11 protein-coding genes and 6 pseudogenes are annotated in these 17,886 nt (G+C 55.8%); 15 read left to right on the top strand and 2 right to left on the bottom strand.

The window, feature by feature from the left end; genetic code table 11:
• Positions 1–19: 19 nt before the first annotated feature.
• Positions 20–334, bottom strand: a complete 315-nt coding sequence (locus JCM13996_RS02965) for a hypothetical protein (RefSeq protein ID WP_054749516.1) — start codon at positions 332–334, stop codon at positions 20–22.
• Positions 335–541: 207 nt separating this feature from the next.
• On the opposite strand from JCM13996_RS02965, the gene gmk reads away from it, so the two are divergent.
• The 10 genes and pseudogenes from gmk (at position 542) to JCM13996_RS02915 (ending at position 11,603) form a co-directional block, all read left to right on the top strand.
• Entirely contained in the window at positions 542–1,168 is a 627-nt protein-coding gene (gmk, locus tag JCM13996_RS02960; protein WP_054749515.1) for a guanylate kinase, read from the top strand.
• 14 nt (positions 1,169–1,182) lie between these two features.
• On the top strand, positions 1,183–1,470 hold the full coding sequence (gene rpoZ / locus JCM13996_RS02955; protein WP_054749514.1) for a DNA-directed RNA polymerase subunit omega: 288 nt from the start codon (positions 1,183–1,185) through the stop codon (positions 1,468–1,470).
• Positions 1,471–1,620: 150 nt separating this feature from the next.
• Positions 1,621–3,936 (top strand): annotated as a pseudogene (gene priA, locus JCM13996_RS02950) (primosomal protein N').
• Positions 3,937–3,972: 36 nt separating this feature from the next.
• Positions 3,973–4,929, top strand: a complete 957-nt coding sequence (fmt, locus tag JCM13996_RS02945) for a methionyl-tRNA formyltransferase (RefSeq protein ID WP_054749513.1) — start codon at positions 3,973–3,975, stop codon at positions 4,927–4,929.
• A complete protein-coding gene (gene rsmB / locus JCM13996_RS02940) occupies positions 4,916–6,256 on the top strand; it encodes a 16S rRNA (cytosine(967)-C(5))-methyltransferase RsmB (protein ID WP_054749512.1) in 1,341 nt (446 codons plus the stop codon). Before fmt ends, rsmB begins: the two co-directional genes overlap by 14 nt.
• Before the next feature lie 15 nt (positions 6,257–6,271).
• Entirely contained in the window at positions 6,272–7,021 is a 750-nt protein-coding gene (locus JCM13996_RS02935) for a Stp1/IreP family PP2C-type Ser/Thr phosphatase (RefSeq protein ID WP_054749511.1), read from the top strand.
• Positions 7,014–8,947: pseudogene (pknB, locus tag JCM13996_RS13090) on the top strand (Stk1 family PASTA domain-containing Ser/Thr kinase). The gene JCM13996_RS02935 and the pseudogene pknB overlap by 8 nt, the downstream one beginning before the upstream one ends.
• Before the next feature lie 35 nt (positions 8,948–8,982).
• Positions 8,983–9,920 (top strand): annotated as a pseudogene (rsgA, locus tag JCM13996_RS02925) (ribosome small subunit-dependent GTPase A).
• Positions 9,921–10,273: 353 nt separating this feature from the next.
• Positions 10,274–10,936: a ribulose-phosphate 3-epimerase gene (gene rpe / locus JCM13996_RS02920; RefSeq protein ID WP_054749510.1), complete on the top strand. Its 663-nt coding sequence runs from the start codon at positions 10,274–10,276 to the stop codon at positions 10,934–10,936.
• Between the two features lie 115 nt (positions 10,937–11,051).
• The gene (locus tag JCM13996_RS02915) at positions 11,052–11,603 is read left to right on the top strand and encodes a thiamine diphosphokinase (RefSeq protein WP_263848847.1); all 552 of its coding nucleotides are present in this window, start codon (positions 11,052–11,054) and stop codon (positions 11,601–11,603) included.
• A gap of 168 nt (positions 11,604–11,771) precedes the next feature.
• Here the strand turns inward: JCM13996_RS02915 and rpmB are convergent, their stop codons facing one another.
• Positions 11,772–11,957, bottom strand: a complete 186-nt coding sequence (gene rpmB, locus JCM13996_RS02910) for a 50S ribosomal protein L28 (protein ID WP_054650255.1) — start codon at positions 11,955–11,957, stop codon at positions 11,772–11,774.
• Positions 11,958–12,184: 227 nt separating this feature from the next.
• Between rpmB and JCM13996_RS02905 the strand changes: the two genes are divergently transcribed.
• The 5 genes and pseudogenes from JCM13996_RS02905 (at position 12,185) to acpP (ending at position 17,784) form a co-directional block, all read left to right on the top strand.
• Positions 12,185–12,550, top strand: coding sequence for an Asp23/Gls24 family envelope stress response protein (locus JCM13996_RS02905; protein ID WP_054749509.1), 366 nt, complete (start codon positions 12,185–12,187; stop codon positions 12,548–12,550).
• Positions 12,551–12,648: 98 nt separating this feature from the next.
• A pseudogene (locus tag JCM13996_RS02900) lies at positions 12,649–14,306 on the top strand (DAK2 domain-containing protein).
• Between the two features lie 79 nt (positions 14,307–14,385).
• A pseudogene (gene recG / locus JCM13996_RS02895) lies at positions 14,386–16,425 on the top strand (ATP-dependent DNA helicase RecG).
• Between the two features lie 12 nt (positions 16,426–16,437).
• Positions 16,438–17,453 (top strand): annotated as a pseudogene (gene plsX, locus JCM13996_RS02890) (phosphate acyltransferase PlsX).
• Between the two features lie 82 nt (positions 17,454–17,535).
• Positions 17,536–17,784: an acyl carrier protein gene (gene acpP, locus JCM13996_RS02885; RefSeq protein ID WP_054749508.1), complete on the top strand. Its 249-nt coding sequence runs from the start codon at positions 17,536–17,538 to the stop codon at positions 17,782–17,784.
• Positions 17,785–17,886 lie beyond the last annotated feature (102 nt).

Raw genomic sequence — 17,886 nt, 5'->3', positions numbered from 1 at the left:
GTTGAACGTCCAGTGCTGGCTACTGCACCCGTTGGATATAGGTGCAGTCGCGTGGGTCGACGATGCGCACCACATTGCTGTTGAATTCCGTGAGCAGGAGGCGGTGGTGATCCAGGTGCCGCTGTAGGTGGCCCACCACGGGGCGGTCAACGGCACGCAGGCGCAGAGCGACCAGGTAGTGGTTGGTCAGGGCCTGAGCGGTGAACAACTGCACCTGGCTGGTTGGCATTGTGGGTAATGGCTGATCAAAATCAAGGTCAAAAAGTTGGTGGTACGTGTCGGCAAGGGAGTGGCCGAGCCGTTCCCAGGTGCCCATTGTTTTCATCATGTCCATAATTGTCCGCCTCCGAACGTTTGTTTGCAATTCATATTATACGAACATCCGTTCGCTTTTGCAACCCACGGGCACCAAAAATTTGGTCAGCGCTGTTGTTTTTGGCGCCAATATACGCCCAACCATGGGCGTAATGCTTGATTTATTGGGCTAAAAGCGGCACAATAGAGGCTATAATTTTATGTGTAGAATTTGGGAGGATGAGACATGAGCGAACGCGGTATGCTCATTGTGCTGTCAGGCCCGTCCGGGGTCGGTAAAGGTACTGTACGTCAAGCAATGCTGAAATCAGGTTACCGGGATTTCCATTATTCGGTGTCCATGACGACGCGGAAGATGCGCCCCGGTGAAGTTGATGGGGTCGACTATTATTTCCGCACCAAGGAACAGTTTGAAGAGGAAATCGCCAATGGTGGGATGCTGGAGTACGCACAGTACGTCGACAACTACTACGGCACGCCGCTACACTACGTTAACGAACAGCTGGATGCTGGTCAGGACGTGCTGCTAGAAATTGAGGTCAAAGGGGCAATGCAGGTCCGGGCCAAGTGCCCGGACGCCGTCTTCATCTTCCTCACGCCACCCGACCTCAACGAATTACGTCACCGGCTGGTTGGTCGCGGGACTGATGATGCCGTTACGATCCAGAAGCGGGTCAACAAAGCCGTCGACGAACTCAAAATGATGCAAAATTACGATTACGCGGTCGTGAACGACGAAGTGCCGCTGGCGGTTGACCGGATTGAGCACATTATTCAGAGTGAACACTTACGCGTTCAGCGCGTGGCCGAAAAGTATGCTAATATGATAAAGAAAGCTACCTCGGGCGATTAAAGGAGAACGAAGATATGATTGTTTACCCATCAATTGATAAGCTGCTGGCCAACGTGCCATCACGTTACTCGTTGGCCGTACTGGCTTCGAAGCGTGCACACCAGCTGGAAGCTGGTTCGTTACGGATGCTGGCTGAATACCAGTCACCACGAACTGTGGGTCAGGCCCTGGAAGAAATTGCTGCGGGTGACGTGGTGATCGATCCCGACTCCAAGTTGCTCGAGCGTGACGCCGAGCGGTTGGAACACCAGCAAGAACTGCGTGATGACGCTAATGACGATGCTGGTCACGACGAACATTAATTTAGAAGTTAATGAAGGCGACCGTGGCGCTTGCGCTGCGGTCCGGTTGGGGATGTGACGTTAGTTACATCCTTTTTTTATTGCTTGACTGGCCGCCGTTTTGCGGTGGTGGTCGGCATAATCAGTACTAAGATTTGGTATAATGTGAGCATGACAAGACGAGGGGGGATCAGTGTGGCCACGGTGGCTAAAGTAGTGGTGGATGTGCCTACAATGCAAACAAATCAGCCTTACGATTACGCGATCCCCGCGGATATGGTTGACCAAGCGGTACCCGGCGTGCGGGTGGTGGTCAGCTTTGGTAAGGGCACGCGTGAAGTAATGGGTGTGATCGTAGCGACCACGGACCAGCAGGACTTTGATGGTGAATTGAAGCCCGTACTGCGGGTCCTGGATGACCACCCGATTTTAGACGCCGAGTTGCTGGCGTTATCGCGGTGGCTGGCGGACGATACCTTCGCGTTTTGGATCACCTGTTTACAGGCCATGTTGCCTAGTGCGTTGCACGCGGATACCAAGTGGCTCGCTAACGGGGCTAAGACCGTGGGAAGTCGCGGGCACGTAGCCACGGAGGACTTTATTGTGCCGCTATTGGCCCCAGATGAGTACACTACGTTAGCAGAGCAACAACGACGTAACGCCACCCGGCGAATCAAGTTGCTGACGGCCCTCGCCCAGTGGGCAGCTAGCCACGATGAACCGCGCTTACACGCCGTGGTTGGACCAGATTCCTTTGACCGGGCAACCGTCACTGCGGGGGCCAAACAGGGCTGGTTGCGCATCGAATCCCGGGAGTTTTACCGGCGGCCATACGCCCAGCTAGACGCCCAGGCGCGCACGCAACCACTGACGCCGACACCGCAACAACAACGGGCACTGGACGCACTGATTCCGGCAATCACGGCGGAGCAGGACCGGACCTTTTTGCTTGAGGGGGTCACGGGTTCGGGCAAAACGGAAGTCTACTTGCAGGCCATTGCGGCCACGTTGGCCCGGGGCCGTAACGCGTTGATGTTGATTCCCGAAATTGCGTTGACGCCGCAGATGGTCCGGAACGTAAAGGGCCGCTTTGGTGCAGACGTGGCGGTGTTGCACTCCGCGTTATCCGATGGGGAACGCTTTGACGAGTGGCGCCGCATCGAACGCGGCGAGGCCCGCGTGGTCGTGGGTGCCCGCTCGGCAGCTTTTGCCCCGCTGACCAACATTGGTTTGTTGATCATGGATGAGGAACACGAAACCAGTTATAAGCAGGATGATGCCCCGCGGTACCATGCGCGTGATGTCTTGCAGTGGCGGGGCGCTTATAACCATGCGCCCGTCCTGTTGGGATCGGCTACGCCCAGCTTGGAATCGCGGGCTCGGGCAGCCAAAGGAGTGTACACGTACCTGCTCATGCCGGAACGCGCTAATCAGCGGCCGTTACCACCCGTCCAGGTGGTAGATATGCGTTCGGCACAGTTGGACTCTGCGTCTGGTGATTTTTCGACCGTGTTACTTAACGCCTTGCGCACGCGGTTGGATCGGCACGAACAGAGTGTCTTGATGTTGAACCGGCGGGGCTTTTCTTCCTTTGTGATGTGTCGGGAGTGTGGCTACGTGGCTAAGTGTCCCAATTGCGACATTTCGCTCACGTTGCACCTCGACTCGCATACACTGCGGTGCCACTATTGTGGGCATGAGGAAGCCGTGCCCACGGTGTGCCCAAGTTGCGGGTCACGGCGCATCCGTTATTACGGCACCGGGACGGAAAAAGTTGAACAGACGTTGCACCAGATTCTGCCAGAGGCGCGAGTGCTGCGGATGGACGTTGATACGACCCGCCGCAAGGGTGGGCACGCCAAGATTCTGAAGGCGTTTGGTCAGCACCAAGCAGATATTTTGCTTGGCACCCAAATGATTGCTAAGGGTCTCGACTTCCCGGACGTCACGCTGGTTGGGGTCATCAATGCGGATACGTCATTAGGGTTACCCGATTTTCGGCTAGTGAGCGCACCTTCCAGTTGCTGACCCAGGTCAGTGGCCGGGCCGGACGCGCCGATAAGGCGGGGGCGGTTATCGTGCAAACCTATAACCCGGACCACTACGCCATTCAGCTAGCGCGCCATCACGATTACGAGCGCTTCTTTGTCACCGAGATGGGCATTCGGCACCGTTCCGGTTACCCGCCGTACTACTTCACGTTTAAGCTGACGGTGAGTCACCCTGAAGACCGACTGGCGGCCAAAGCCATTTACCAGTTGGCTGCGGAACTCAAACAGTCATTGTCGGATCAGGCCGTAATGTTAGGCCCGACGCGCGGGGCGATTGCCCGCTTGAAGCGGCGTTATTATTATCAAATTGTGATTAAGTATAAAAAAAGAACCCCAGTTGCACGAGACCCTGGAACGGTTATTAACGACCACCCAGGTTGGGAGTCGCAACGTCTTCCAGATTGCCTTTGACCGTGAACCGTTGAGCTTTGTTTAGTATTTTAGTAATAATGAAAGTTATGGAGGATTGTGCATGACATCAATCATTTTTATGGGTACCCCGCAGTTTGCAGTCCCAATCCTGCACGCGTTAGTGGAGGCGGACTATGACCTACTAGCCGTGGTGACCCAACCGGACAAGCCGGTCGGGCGTAAGCACACGTTGCACCAGTCACCGGTCAAAGTAGCGGCGACGGCACTGGGCATTCCGGTGTTTCAGCCGGCTAAACTCAGTGGCAGCCCGGAATTGGACCAACTGATCGCGTTGGCCCCTGACTTGATTGTCACTGCCGCTTACGGCCAGTTTTTGCCCACCAAGTTTTTGAACGCGGCCAAAGTTACGGCGGTCAACGTGCATGGCAGCCTGTTGCCGAAGTACCGGGGTGGGGCGCCAATTCAGTACGCCATCATCAACGGTGACGCGGAGACCGGGGTCACTATCATCCAAATGGTGAAGCAGATGGACGCCGGGGGGATGTACGCCCAGGCGGCCTTATCCTTAACGCGTGCGGACGATACCGGCACGGCATTTGACCGGCTCAGCCTTCTGGGTCGTGACTTATTGTTGCAAACTTTACCGCACATTATCGACGGGACGGCGACCTTGACGCCGCAAGATCCCGACCAGGTCACCTTTGCACCCAACATTACCAAGGACCAGGAACACCTTGACTTGACCCTACCTGCCACCCAGGTGGACCAGTGGGTGCGCGGTTTACGGCCACATGTTGGTGGTTGGGTCAGGCTCAACGGCCAGCGCGTCAAGCTGTGGGACGTCACGCCGTTAGCGGACACGACTACCCAAGCACCTGGCACCGTGGTCGCACTGGGCAAAAAGCGTCTAGTGCTGGCTGCTGGTAAGGGTACCACGTTACAGATCAACACACTGCAACCGGCGGGTAAAGCGCGGCAGCCAATTAGTGCGTACATGAACGGAACGGGACGTCAGCTGGAAGTTGGCGCACAGGTGATAACTAATGGAGAAGAATAATGTGCGCCTGCTGGCGGTAGAGGTGTTGAGTCGAGTGGGTGGCCGCGGTGGCTACTCCAACTTGACGGTTGATAGCACCATTCGGCAGGGCCACCTGGCGGACCGGGACGCGGCACTGTTGACCAACATCGTTTACGGGGTCATTCAGCACCAACTGACGTTAGACTACTACCTGGCGCCATTTGTGGGGCGCCGGGAGCTGGACCCGTGGGTGCGCCAATTGCTGCGGACCGCGGTGTACCAGATGCACTACCTGGATAAGGTGCCGGAACGGGCCATCTTCTTTGATAGCACCGAAATCGCCAAGCTGAAGGGCCACACGGGCATTGCCAAGTTCGTGACGGCCATTTTGCGTAACATTCAGCGCAAAGGGTTGCGGGACGTCAGCGCCATCCAGGATCCCGTGAAGCGGTTATCCGTGGCGGCCTCCGTACCAACGTGGCTGGTGCAAAAGTTGTTCGACCAGTGGGGTGAACTGGAAGCAACTGCCCTGTTGAACAGCATTAATTCCGCGCCGCACGCGTCGGCCCGGGTCAACCGGACCCTGACGACGCGGGAGGCGTTAGTAACGCGGTTACAGGATCGGTTCCCTGACGTGCGGCCGAGCACCCTTGCTACTAGTGGGGTGGTTGCCCCAGGTGGCCACCTCGCGGGTACGCCGGAGTTTGCGGACGGCCTGTTGACCATGCAGGACGAAAGTTCTCAGCTAGTCGCTCCCAGTTTAGCGTTACAACCGGGTGACCAGGTTTTAGACGCGTGCGCGGCTCCGGGTGGCAAAACGACGCACATTGCGGAATGGCTGGACCCCGCAGCTGGCGGGCACGTGACGGCCTTAGACTTACACCCCCACAAGGTGCGGTTGATTGAGCAAAACGCCACGCGTATGCGCCTTGCTGACCGCGTTTCGGCCCGAACGTTGGATGCGCGTCAGGCGGTGACAACGTTTGGTGAGCAATCGTTTGACAAGGTACTGGTGGACGCGCCATGTTCGGGTCTGGGGCTGATGCGCCGCAAGCCCGAGATTAAGTATGATAAAACGATTGATGACGTGCAGAACCTCGCACGCGTACAGGCCGGTATTCTGGACGCCGTGGCCCCGGCGGTCAAAGTTGGTGGCCGGTTGACCTACAGTACGTGTACAATTACTCATGAAGAGAATCAGGACGTGGTGGCAGCCTTTTTGCAGCGGCACGGCGGATTCCGTCAGGTGGCGGTACCGACTTTAGCCCCGGTGACCCATAACCACGCGGCCCCGGCCCTGCAGATTTTGCCACATGATTATGGCAGCGATGGCTTTTTCATTGCTTGCCTGGAACGCGTGGAGTAAGGAGAACAGCAAGCAATGAAATTTGCCTACCAAACGGATGTCGGTCGGGTACGGCCTAATAACCAGGACTACGTTGGCCTTTTTCATAACCACAGTCACGCGACGTTAGCTATTGTTGCCGACGGGATGGGTGGCCACCAAGGTGGGGATGTTGCCAGTGAAATGGCGGTCTCTCACATTGGCTATGCCTTTGAAAAGACCGAGAGCAGCGATGCGGAAACCGTCGTGAAATGGTTAATGTATGAACTGCAGAAGGAAAACGAGCAGATTCTCGCCCGCGGTCAGCAGTTTAAGGACTTGACCGGGATGGGCACGACCATCGTGGCTGCCCTGATGATTGGTCACCGCTTTGTGATCGCCAACATTGGCGATTCGCGCGCCTACCTGTACCGGCACGGGCGGTTGATGCAAATTACGGAGGACCATAGTCTGGTCAACGAGTTGGTTAAAAGTGGGGACCTGACCCCCGAAGAGGCCAAGAATTTTCCCCGTAAGAACGTCATTACGCGGTCGTTAGGTATCGCGCCGGATGTAGATGCCGACGTGACCATTTACGATATGGAAGCTAACGATATGCTCTTGTTGTGCTCTGATGGTCTGACTAAGACCGTGGAGGACGACCAACTGGCCGCCATTATGGGGGCGAAGGAGACGTTAGCTACCAAAGCCAAACTGTTGGTGCAAGCGGCCAATGAGGCCGGTGGTCCGGATAACGTGACCGCACTATTGATTTACAACAATGAGGGGGGTGACGGTGATGATTGAGCCAGGGATGACGCTGGACGGACGCTACCAATTGTTTAAGACCCTCGGTGAGGGTGGCATGGCGAACGTCTATTTAGCGCACGATTTAATCTTGGATCGTGACGTGGCGGTCAAGGTTCTGCGCCTAGACCTGCAAAGTGACCCGGACGCAGCGCGGCGCTTCCGGCGTGAAGCCATGGCGACTTTGGAACTATCACACCCTAACATTGTTAGTATCTATGACGTGGGTGAGTTTGAGGGCCAGCAATACCTAGTTATGGAGTACGTTGACGGTAAAAACCTCAAACAATACATTGTGGAACACTTCCCCATTCCCTACACGAAGGTTGTGGCGATGATGACCCAGGTGCTTGGTGCCATTGAAACGGCCCACGAGCACAACATCATTCACCGTGACCTCAAGCCCCAAAACATTATGGTGGATCGCGATGGTAACGTAAAAATTGCCGACTTCGGCATTGCCGTGGCGTTGTCTGAAACGGCGGTCACGCAAACCAACTCGCTGTTGGGCTCCGTGCACTATATGTCACCAGAGCAAGCGCGCGGTTCGCTCCCCACCAAGCAGAGTGATATCTACTCCCTAGGTGTGATTTTGTACGAAATGTTGACGGGTTCAGTGCCGTTTGAAGGCGACTCGGCCGTCACCATTGCGTTGAAACACTTTCAGGAAGACATTCCGTTTGTTCGTGATTTTGACCCCCGAATCCCCCAGGCACTGGAAAACGTGGTGCTGAAGGCGACGGCTAAGGATCCGCAACAGCGCTACCCGAGCGCCGCGGCCATGGCTAGTGACCTGGCCACGTCATTGGATGCGAGTCGGGCCAACGAGCCACGGTTCGTGCCTGAAGGTAACAACGATAGTTTAGCGGCGACGAAGCGTATCGATCCGGCGGTGAAGTCGGCTGCCATTGCGGCAGCTGCTGCGGCCGGTGATCAGGAAGACCATCCATCGCGGGAAGATGCGGACAAAAAAAGCGGACCAGCAGCCCACAAAAAAAACGTCATCCACGGCGTCGGCGGGCGCTGATTATTGGTGGCTTAGCCGTGGTGTTGATTGCCCTAATTGCGGGGATGATCGCGGTCTTTGGCAAGGGTGATGCCACGGTACCCGACGTCACGGATGAGACCGTGGCCGTTGCCACCAACAAGCTACAAGCAGCCCACTTGAAGATTGGGGATACTAAGTATCAGGCGTCTAGTTCTGTGACTAAGGGGCACGTCATATTGACGGACCCCACTAAGGGCAGTAGCGTCAAGGAAGATTCATCCGTGAACCTGGTCATCAGTAAGGGTTCATCCCGATTTACCGTACGCGACTACAAGGGTGACAGCTACGACGAAGTACGTGACGACCTCAAGCGGGCCGGCTTTACGGTGGTGAAGAAGGTCAAGTCGAGTTCCAAGGCTACTGGCACTATCCTGAAACAGGATCTTGCTGCCGGGACCAAGGTGAACCCGAAGAAGACCACCATCACTTTGACCGTGGCCAAGAAGACCCGGTTGGTGAAAATCCCTAACTTTGTGGGTAAGAATCTCAGTACTGCGGAAGCGTGGGCCGCTGACCATGACATCATGCTCAGCCAAAATGACGATGATACTGGCAGCATGGCATACGGACGTATTACGTCGCAGGGTATTGAGGCCGGCGAAAAGGTTAAGCGGGGCAGCACACTGACGGTATACGTCAGTGTTGGGCGTAGCAGTACGCAGACCACAACTACCACCCAGCCGGATGAGCATAATCATAACAATGAGAGCAAAGAAAGCAGCAGTAGTAGCTCGTCGACGAAGAGTAGTAGCAGTAGTTCCTCGTCGTCGACGCAACGAGCGGCCAGCTCATCGACCCCGGCGGTTGCGCCAAGCGCTCAGAGTTCAAGTACTGCTTCCTCGGCGCAGACGGCCAGTTCCAACAACAGTAGTAACTAGTCGTTAAAGTTGATCGTTACTTTTGGAGGTAATTTTTGCAGGGACAAGTCATTCAGCTGCTCAGCGGCTATTACGATATTGCGGTGGGCGACCAGGTCATTAGGACGCGGGCGGCCGGCAATTTACGGCAGAAGAAGGTTTCTCCAATTGCAGGAGATTTTGTGGAGTTCACTCCGGCGCCGGATAACGGCGAGCTGGGCTACCTCACGCGCGTGTTACCACGGCGGAACGCGTTGGTGCGGCCACCCGTGGCCAATGTGGATCAGGCCATGGTAATTACGGCTGCGGCTGAACCGACCTTTGCGACGAACTTGCTGGACCGGTTCCTGGTGTACTTAGCCGGGCAACGGATTGCAGGCGTGATTACGGTTACCAAGACGGATTTGTTGGATGACACGGCGTTTGCGCGTTTGCAAGCAGTGATGAACGGTTACGAGCGCATTGGTTATCAGGTTCACTTACCCCGCCAGCCGTTTGGTGCGGCTGATCTCGAAGCGTTAAGGTCGGTCCTGAATGGACGTCTGACCATCTTTACGGGCCAGACCGGCGCTGGCAAGTCGACCCTGTTGAATCACCTCGTACCAGACCTGTCGTTAGCGACGGCGGCAATTTCCAAGAGTTTGAATCGCGGCAAGCACACGACCCGCAAGACGACCCTGTATCGGGCGTATGGTGGTTGGTGGCGGACACGCCAGGTTTTTCCTCGTTAGAACTGTTGGATGTGGAAACGGACGCGTTGCGGGACCGTTTCCCGGAATTTGTGGCGGTTGCCGGTGACTGCAAGTTTCGTGGCTGTCAGCATTTGCAGGAGCCGCACTGCGCGGTTAAGGCCGCGGTGGCGGCTGGGCAGATCATGCAAAGTCGTTATGATAATTATTGCCAGTTCCACGCCGAGCTAGCGGCGCGGAAGCCGGTGTATGATAAGAAAAAAAAGGTAGAGAGCGTAACCCCGCGGTTAAAAGCGGAAGCGTAAGGCGCTTGCCCGCAAAGGCCGGTTTTAGCCTTTGGGGGCGAGTGGTTTACGCGCTAGCTTTTGTGGGGTGGAGCTCGTTTTGGATAGAGAGAGCGTAACCCCACGGTTAAAAGCGGAAGCGTAAGGCGCTTGCCCGCAAAGGCCGGTTTTAGCCTTTGGGGGCGAGTGGTTTACGCGCTAGCTTTTGTGGGGTGGAGCTCGTTTTGGATAGAGAGCGTAACCCTGCGGTTAAAAGCGGCAGCGGCGTCCTCACCAACACGGCGGCGAGATGATGGGTGAAGCCCTTTCAACTACGCCGCCATTTGTGTATGATGAGTATAATAAATCTTGATTGGAAACGGGAGTTGATTGTTATGCAACTTGCACCATCAATTTTAAGCGCGGATTTTGGCCATTTGGCGCGGGCCGTCGATGCGGTCGAAAAGGCGGGCGCGGACCGCATACATATTGACGTGATGGACGGCCGCTTTGTGCCCAACCTGAGTTTTGGCCCGCAAATTGTCTCGGTCTTGCGGCAAGAAACTACCTTGCCCCTCGAAGTACACTTGATGGTGCAGCACCCTGAAGAATGGGTCAGCACCTTTGCCGACGCGGGGGCGGACATGTTGCTGGTGCACCTCGAAGCCACGCCGCACATTCACCGGGCGTTATCGTTGATCAAACAAACGGGGATGGATCCGGGCGTTGTGATCAACCCGGGCACCTCGGTCGATGCAATTGACATGGTGTTGCCCATCGTTAAACAGGTGCTGGTGATGACCGTTGACCCTGGCTTTGGCGGGCAGGAGTTTATCCCCGAAATGCTGGAAAAGACCGACGAGCTGGCCACGATTCGTGACCGTGATGAATCGTTGAACTTCGGCATCGAGATCGATGGCGGCGTTAACCCGGGAACCATTAAGTTGGCCGCCAAGCACGGGGTGGATATCGCCGTAGCGGGGTCAGCCGTTTACAATGGTGGTAACCCTGCGGATAACCTACACCACCTGCAAAAGTTGGCGGCGGAGGCTGAATAATGCGGTTAAACTTCATGGCTGGTGGCCCCCGGGCGTTGTTGCCGACGGACTGGACGCAAGTACCCGGTCAATGGGTGGCCATTGACGTGGTACGCTCACGTTATTGGACGCTGGCATGCGGCCAGCATACGTGGTGGGTGACTTTGATTCACTCACCGCAGCGGAGTTTACCCGGGTCAAAACCGCCATGGGCACAGTGGAGCGGCACCAACCGGAAAAAGATGATACGGATACCCAGTTGGCACTCCAGCATGGCTTGATGGTCATGCACGCAGACGAGGTGTTCCTTTACGGTGCAACTGGTGGCCGGTTGGATCACGCATTGGCGAATTATTGGTTGCCGACCGAGCGACGTTTTCGTCCGTTTATTCGGCGTATGCATCTGATCGACCGGGATAACTACGTCCAGTACCTGGATGGTGGGCAACCGTTGACGGTCTTGCCGCGGACCGGGTACCGGTATGTGGGCGTAGCCAGTTTGACGGCGGTACGCGATCTGAACATTACCGGGGCCAAGTACCAGCTGGCCCACTATGATGGTGATAGTCCGGTCAGCTTTGCCTCCAACGAATTTGTGGGGGCTGCGCCCATGACCGTGCAGTGTGCGCGTGGGGTGGTGGCCATTATTTATAGCCGCGATCACCACGGACAGCAAGTTGATAATTAGTTAAGTAGACAAGAATGGCCCTGACGACGGGATGTCGTCAGGGCCATTGTGTTGTGCAAAGTTGTGTTTGTTTTGGCGACCGCGAGTTAGCGGACTGCGCCTCTAGGCTAGTCTACTCGCTACGCAACAAAAAAAAGCGCCGCTTTCGCAGCACCTTCATCGTTGGTTTTATACGCGAGTCACTTTTCCAGACTTCAGGGCGCGAGCAGAAACCCACACACGCTTTGGCTTGCCGTCAACCAGAATGCGTACCTTCTGCAGGTTTGCTTTCCAGGAGCGACGAGAACTGTTCAGCGCGTGTGAGCGCTTGTTGCCGAACTGGGTGTGACGGCCGGTAATTACATCAACTGCCAAAGTATGACCTCCTTGCTTCATCGGACGTCTGCCCGATTTATTCACAAAAATTAGGTTATCATAGCGGGGCGGGCATTGCAAGGGTTTTGTAAAGTAATAATCATTGACACCTGCAAACTTTCCTTAGTTACTGGGCTATGCTAAAATCTATGCAACGGACTAATGGTCCTAGTGGGCCCATTCTAGGTACCCACTAATTATGAACCAGCTCATTGAGGAGGCAAATCATGGCGGTTAAGATTAAGACCAAGTACGGCGTTATCGACATTGACAATGCCGTTATCGCGACGGTTGTCGGCGGTGCAGCTACCGAGATTTTTGGGGTGGTGGGCATGGCCAGCAAGAACCAGATTCGGGACAACCTGAACGAAATTCTCAACCGGGAGAACTATTCCCGTGGGGTGGTCGTTCGCCAGGAGGATAATGGGGTGACCATTGAGGTCAACATTATCGTTGGTTATGGTACTAAGATTTCTGAGGTCTGCCGCAACGTGCAGGACAAAGTAAAGTACAATTTGGAGAGCATGCTTGGCCTCACCGCGCACGCCGTCACGGTTATCGTGCAGGGCGTCCGGGTAATTGGCGAAGACTAACAGCACCGACGCCGCCGTCAGTGCGCTTTTTGCGTTGGCCGGCGTTTGTTGCTATATGACCCCCAAACATGTGGGGGCCTTTTAGGGAGGAACTATTTGTGACAGTCACGGAAATTTCTGCAACCGAATTTCAAAACATGATTCGTGCCGCAGCGCACCGGATCAATAAAAATGCACAGTTCGTTAACTCGTTAAATGTATTTCCCGTTCCTGATGGGGATACCGGGACGAACATGAACCTGACGTTCCAAAGCGGGGCGAAGGCCGTCCTGGAAAGTGACGATACGTCCGTGGGAGCCTTGCGCAGCATTTGGGTAAGGGGCTCTTGATGGGCGCCAGGGGTAACTCGGGGGTTATTAGCTCGCAGTTGTTCCGCGGTTTTGCGAAGAGCGTTGCTCACAAGTCGACGCTCAATGCCCAGGATCTGGCTGATGCTTTTGCTGGTGGGGTCGAGACGGCCTATAACGCCGTCATGAAGCCTGTTGAAGGGACGATTCTCACCGTGGCCCGCAAAGCAGCCAAGGCGGGGTTGAAGTCTGCCAAGACTACCACCGATACATTGGAAGTCATGACGAGCGTGGTCGATGCAGCCAAAGTTGCACTGAAAAAGACGCCCGACCAGCTCCCCGTTTTAAAGCAGGTGGGGGTCGTTGATTCTGGTGGCCAGGGACTGACCTTCTTGTACGAAGGGTTCCGTGCCGGACTGGCAGGTGAACAGGCGGATGAAAATTACGTGCCTGATGATAACGAAATGTCGGAGATGGTCAATGCGGTTGATGCGCAAACCCAACTGAACCCCGATGACATCGTCTACGGCTACTGTACCGAGATGATGGTGGGCTTGGGCCAAAACGGTGCCACCAAAAAGTTTGATTATGATGCATTCCGCAACTACTTGGCTGATTACGGTGATTCCCTGTTGGTAATTGCCGATGACGAAGTGGTCAAGGTGCATGTCCACACTGAGCACCCCGGGGCAGTGTTCCGTTATGGTGCGCAGTTTGGTAGTTTGGATAAAATCAAGATCGATAACATGCGCCTGCAGCACCAAAGCATTATTGAACGTGATAATGCGGAGGCGGAAGCAGCCAAGCCGCTGGCCGACTTTGGGGTGGTGGCCATTGCTTCTGGGGACGGACTCGCCAAATTGTTCAAGAGTCTTGGAGTTACGTACGTGCTGTCCGGTGGGCAGACGATGAACCCAAGTACCAACGACATCTTGGAAGCCATTAAGCAGGCCCACGCTAAGCGCGTAATCGTATTGCCTAACAATGGGAACATCTTCATGGCTGCCGATGCGGCCGCGAAGGAAGCCAGTGTGGATGTGGCCGTCGTAAAGAGTAAGACGGTCAACCAGGGCCTGACCTCCTTGCTGGAATATAACCCGGAGCGGAGCCTCGCTGAGAACGCCGCGGCGATGACCGAAGCGCTCGGCAACGTGGTTAGTGGTGAAATTACCCAGTCGATTCGTGATAGCAATATTGGGGGCTTGGCAATTCACAACGGAGATTGGATCGGCCTCATTGATGGTGACATCAAGGTGGATGGGCAGGACCGGCAACAGACGACGGTTGATACGATTGAAGCCATGCTTGACGAAGATGCTGAGATCATCACGTTGATTGTCGGCACCGAAGGATCAGAAGCGGAGGCTGAGGCGATTGAAGCAGCGATTTTAAACGCGCACGATGACCTTGAAGTGGAGATCCACGACGGGGGCCAGCCGCTGTACCCATACTTGATTTCCGTCGAGTAGCAGGACTAGCACCAGCCATTTTTTTGATGATAACACCCTATTGCCACGCTGGCAGTAGGTAAGAAAGGAGGCGTTGACCATGCCACTTAGCGATACGGTCGGAGTTCTGCCTGGTGTTGGCCCTAAACGGGTCGCGGCCCTGGCGGATCTCGGTATCGTCACGGTCGGCGACCTGCTTTTTTTATTTTCCCTTTCGTTATGACGATCTGCAGGAGCGGGACCTCGCAACCGCGGTGGACGGTGAAAAGCTGACGGTCAAAGGAACGGTGGTCACGGATCCCGTTATTGCACGGTTTGGTCCCCATAAGGTGCGGGTGACCATTCGGCTCCAGGTCGACCGGACCGTGATCCTGGTGTCTTTTTTTCAACCAACCCTGGTTGAAGGATCGGTTCCATCGGGGACAGGAAGCGGCTATTTATGGTAAGTGGAATGCGGGTCGGAACGCCTTAACGGCCATGCGGCTAGTGGCCACGCAGGACCAGGATGCGCCCTCAATGGCCGCCATTTACCCGTTGAGTCAGTCGGTGCACCAGAAATTTTTGGTGAGCGCCATTAAAACGGCGTTTGATCACTACGCGGACGAGATTCATTCGGTGGTACCCGAGCAATACCGTCAGCGGTTGCAGTTACTGACGGACCGGGAACTGGTGCGGCAAATGCACTTTCCCGCCAACCCGGCGGAGGCGACCGCAGCACGACGCTCCGCCATTTTTCGGGAATTTTTCCTGTTTGAGGCGCAATTACAGGCCATTAAGCAGCGCGATACGGCGCAGGTTAACGGCTTACGCATTCCGTTTGATAACCAGCGGGTGCGGGCCTTCATCCGTACCTTGCCGTTTACTTTGACGAACGCGCAAAAACGGGTGGTCAACGAAATTTGCGCGGATATGCGGAGTACGAAGCATATGAACCGGCTTTTGCAGGGGGACGTTGGTAGTGGGAAAACCATCGTTGCGGCGATCTGTATGTACGCGGCGGTGACGGCCCATTTTCAAGCCGCCTTAATGGTCCCTACGGAAGTGTTGGCGGAACAACATTACGCCAAGTTGAGTCGCCTGTTTGCCCCACAGCACGTGAGTGTGGCGTTGCTAACGGGGGCCACCAGTGCGGCCGACCGGAAGGACATTCTGGCCCGATTGCGGTCTGGCGCCCTGGACATTGTGATTGGGACGCACGCCCTGATTCAAAAAGGGGTGGACTTCAACGCTCTTGGTTTCGCCATTATTGACGAGCAGCACCGTTTTGGGGTGAAGCAACGGGAAATTTTGCGGGCTAAGGGACTCAAACCAGACGTGTTATCGATGACTGCCACGCCCATTCCGCGGACACTCGCCATCACGGCGTACGGTGAGATGGACGTGTCAACGATTGACGAAATGCCCGCCGGCCGACTACCGGTTAAAACGCTGTGGTTGCACAAGCAGCAACAGCCACGGGCGGTCCGCATGGTCGCGGCTGCGGTCGCGGCTGGTGGCCAGGCGTTCGTCATCACGCCGTTGATTGCAGAATCCGAAGCGGTGGACCTCAAGAACGCCGAAGCGGTGTACGCGGATATGCAGCAGACCTTTGCGGGTAAAGCCACGGTCGCCTTACTGCATGGGCAAATGAAACCGGACGAAAAGGACACGATCATGCGCGACTTTGCGTCGGGCAAGACCGCCGTGCTCGTGTCCACGACTGTCATTGAAGTCGGTGTGGACGTTCCCAACGCCACGATGATGCTGATTCTGGACGCGGACCGGTTCGGCTTGGCACAATTGCACCAGTTACGCGGGCGGTCGGCCGTGGTGATAAACAGGCGACCTGTATCCTGGTGGCCGACCCCAAGAACGATACCGGGGTGAGCCGGATGGAGACGATGGTGGCCACCAATGACGGGTTCAAAGTAGCACAGCGGGACCTTGAACTGCGGGGCCAAGGTGATATCTTTGGTGCTAAGCAGTCGGGGTTACCTGACTTTCGGTTGGGGGACCCGTGGGTGACTTCAACATTTTGGATACGGCTAATAAGGTCGCGGCCGCGATTTTTGCCGCCGATCCAGACTTACAGGCGCCCGCAAACGTGACGCTGGCCACATATGTGCACAGGCGTTTGGCCCAAGCCGAGAGCCTTAATTAGGAGGATAATTCGATGAAAATTGCTGTTGACGCAATGGGCGGTGACAACGCCCCTGACGTAGTCGTTGCGGGTGTCGAACGGGCCCGGGACGAAGATTCGCAGCTGGAATTTTTGCTGTTTGGTGACGAGGCGCGGGTGCGTCCCCTGATCCAAAACGACGAGCGCATCACCCTGGTGCCGACCACGGAGGAAATTTCCGGTAACGAGGCACCAGTGCAGGCCATCCGGCGCAAAAAGGATGCGTCCATGGTGCGGGCCGCGCGGGCAGTCAAAGACGGCGAGGCGGACGCTTTGTTGTCCCTGGGGAGCACGGGAGCGCTGTTAGCCGCGGGACTGTTTATCGTTGGGCGTATTAAGGGCGTTGACCGGCCGGGGCTCATGCCGACTTTGCCGGCAGCTACTAACGATCATGGCTTCGTGATGCTGGATGTCGGCGCCAATGCGGATAACCGCCCGGTACACCTATACCAGTACGCGGTTATGGGGAATTTCTACGCGAAGGATGTGCGCGGAATCCCTAACCCGCGGGTCGGATTGCTCAACAACGGCACCGAGCCCCACAAGGGTGATGAGTTGCACCAGGCGGCTTACCAGTTGTTGACGGAAGCGTCCGGGCTAAACTTTGTCGGTAACGTGGAAGCCACGGGCCTGTTGGACGGCGTGGCCGACGTGGTCGTGACTGACGGTTTTACGGGCAATGCGGCCTCAAAGCGGTTGAGGGGACGGCCCACACGCTGTTGCACGCGCTCAAGGACACCATCATGAATAGTGGGGTCAAGGGCAAAGTGGGTGGTTTGTTGCTCCGAAACGAGATCCGCGGGGTTGCGGACAAGTTTGACGCTTCACGGTATGGTGGTGCGGTACTACTCGGCCTCCAGGCGCCGGTGGTGAAGGCACATGGGGCAGCGGACGTCCGGACGGTGTACTACACCATCAAGCAGGTGGCAGACATGGTTTCTAAGCAGACCATTACGAAGTTTGTGCAGTATTTTGATGCGCACAAAATTGCAGTGCCCGAAGAGAAGTAATTTCGGCGTTGTCGTGGAAAAGTTATGGACATCCGGGAATTTTTAGAATATAGTGGTTCGGTAATTAGTGAGGAGGTTTACCGTGAGCGAACAAGAAATTTTTGACCAGATCTCATCGTTATTGCAGGACCACTTTCAGTTACAGCCGGGTACTATTACCCGTGACTTAAACTTTAAGCGCGACCTGGATGCCGATTCAATTGACATCGTGGAGTTTGTCTTGGAGTTAGAAGATACGTTTAACGCCGAGATTCCGGATGAGGACGCTGAGCAAATCCAGACGGTCGGGGATGCGGTCGATTACATCGCCGCGCACCAGTCGGATAAATAAATTAAGCATGCAATCAATGGCCGGATTCTTTGGAATCCGGCCATCTTTTTTGCCTAGACCTGGTGGAGTTGCGACAGCGCGTCCGCAACCTTTTAGTTACGG

The organism is Lacticaseibacillus thailandensis DSM 22698 = JCM 13996, assembly GCF_001312865.1.
In the GTDB taxonomy this organism is placed as follows: Bacteria; Bacillota; Bacilli; order Lactobacillales; family Lactobacillaceae; genus Lacticaseibacillus; species Lacticaseibacillus thailandensis.
The sequence above is the reverse complement of the archived record's forward strand: the minus strand, read 5'-3'. Positions and strand labels throughout refer to the sequence as shown.

Excerpts from the sequence above, each read along its gene's own strand:
- JCM13996_RS02965 (WP_054749516.1), bottom strand. The coding sequence starts at position 334 with ATGGACATGATGAAAACAATGGGCACCTGGGAACGGCTCGGCCACTCC.
- gmk (WP_054749515.1), top strand. The coding sequence starts at position 542 with ATGAGCGAACGCGGTATGCTCATTGTGCTGTCAGGCCCGTCCGGGGTC.
- rpoZ (WP_054749514.1), top strand. The coding sequence starts at position 1,183 with ATGATTGTTTACCCATCAATTGATAAGCTGCTGGCCAACGTGCCATCA.
- fmt (WP_054749513.1), top strand. The coding sequence starts at position 3,973 with ATGACATCAATCATTTTTATGGGTACCCCGCAGTTTGCAGTCCCAATC.
- rsmB (WP_054749512.1), top strand. The coding sequence starts at position 4,916 with ATGGAGAAGAATAATGTGCGCCTGCTGGCGGTAGAGGTGTTGAGTCGA.
- JCM13996_RS02935 (WP_054749511.1), top strand. The coding sequence starts at position 6,272 with ATGAAATTTGCCTACCAAACGGATGTCGGTCGGGTACGGCCTAATAAC.
- rpe (WP_054749510.1), top strand. The coding sequence starts at position 10,274 with ATGCAACTTGCACCATCAATTTTAAGCGCGGATTTTGGCCATTTGGCG.
- JCM13996_RS02915 (WP_263848847.1), top strand. The coding sequence starts at position 11,052 with ATGCGGCCAGCATACGTGGTGGGTGACTTTGATTCACTCACCGCAGCG.
- JCM13996_RS02905 (WP_054749509.1), top strand. The coding sequence starts at position 12,185 with ATGGCGGTTAAGATTAAGACCAAGTACGGCGTTATCGACATTGACAAT.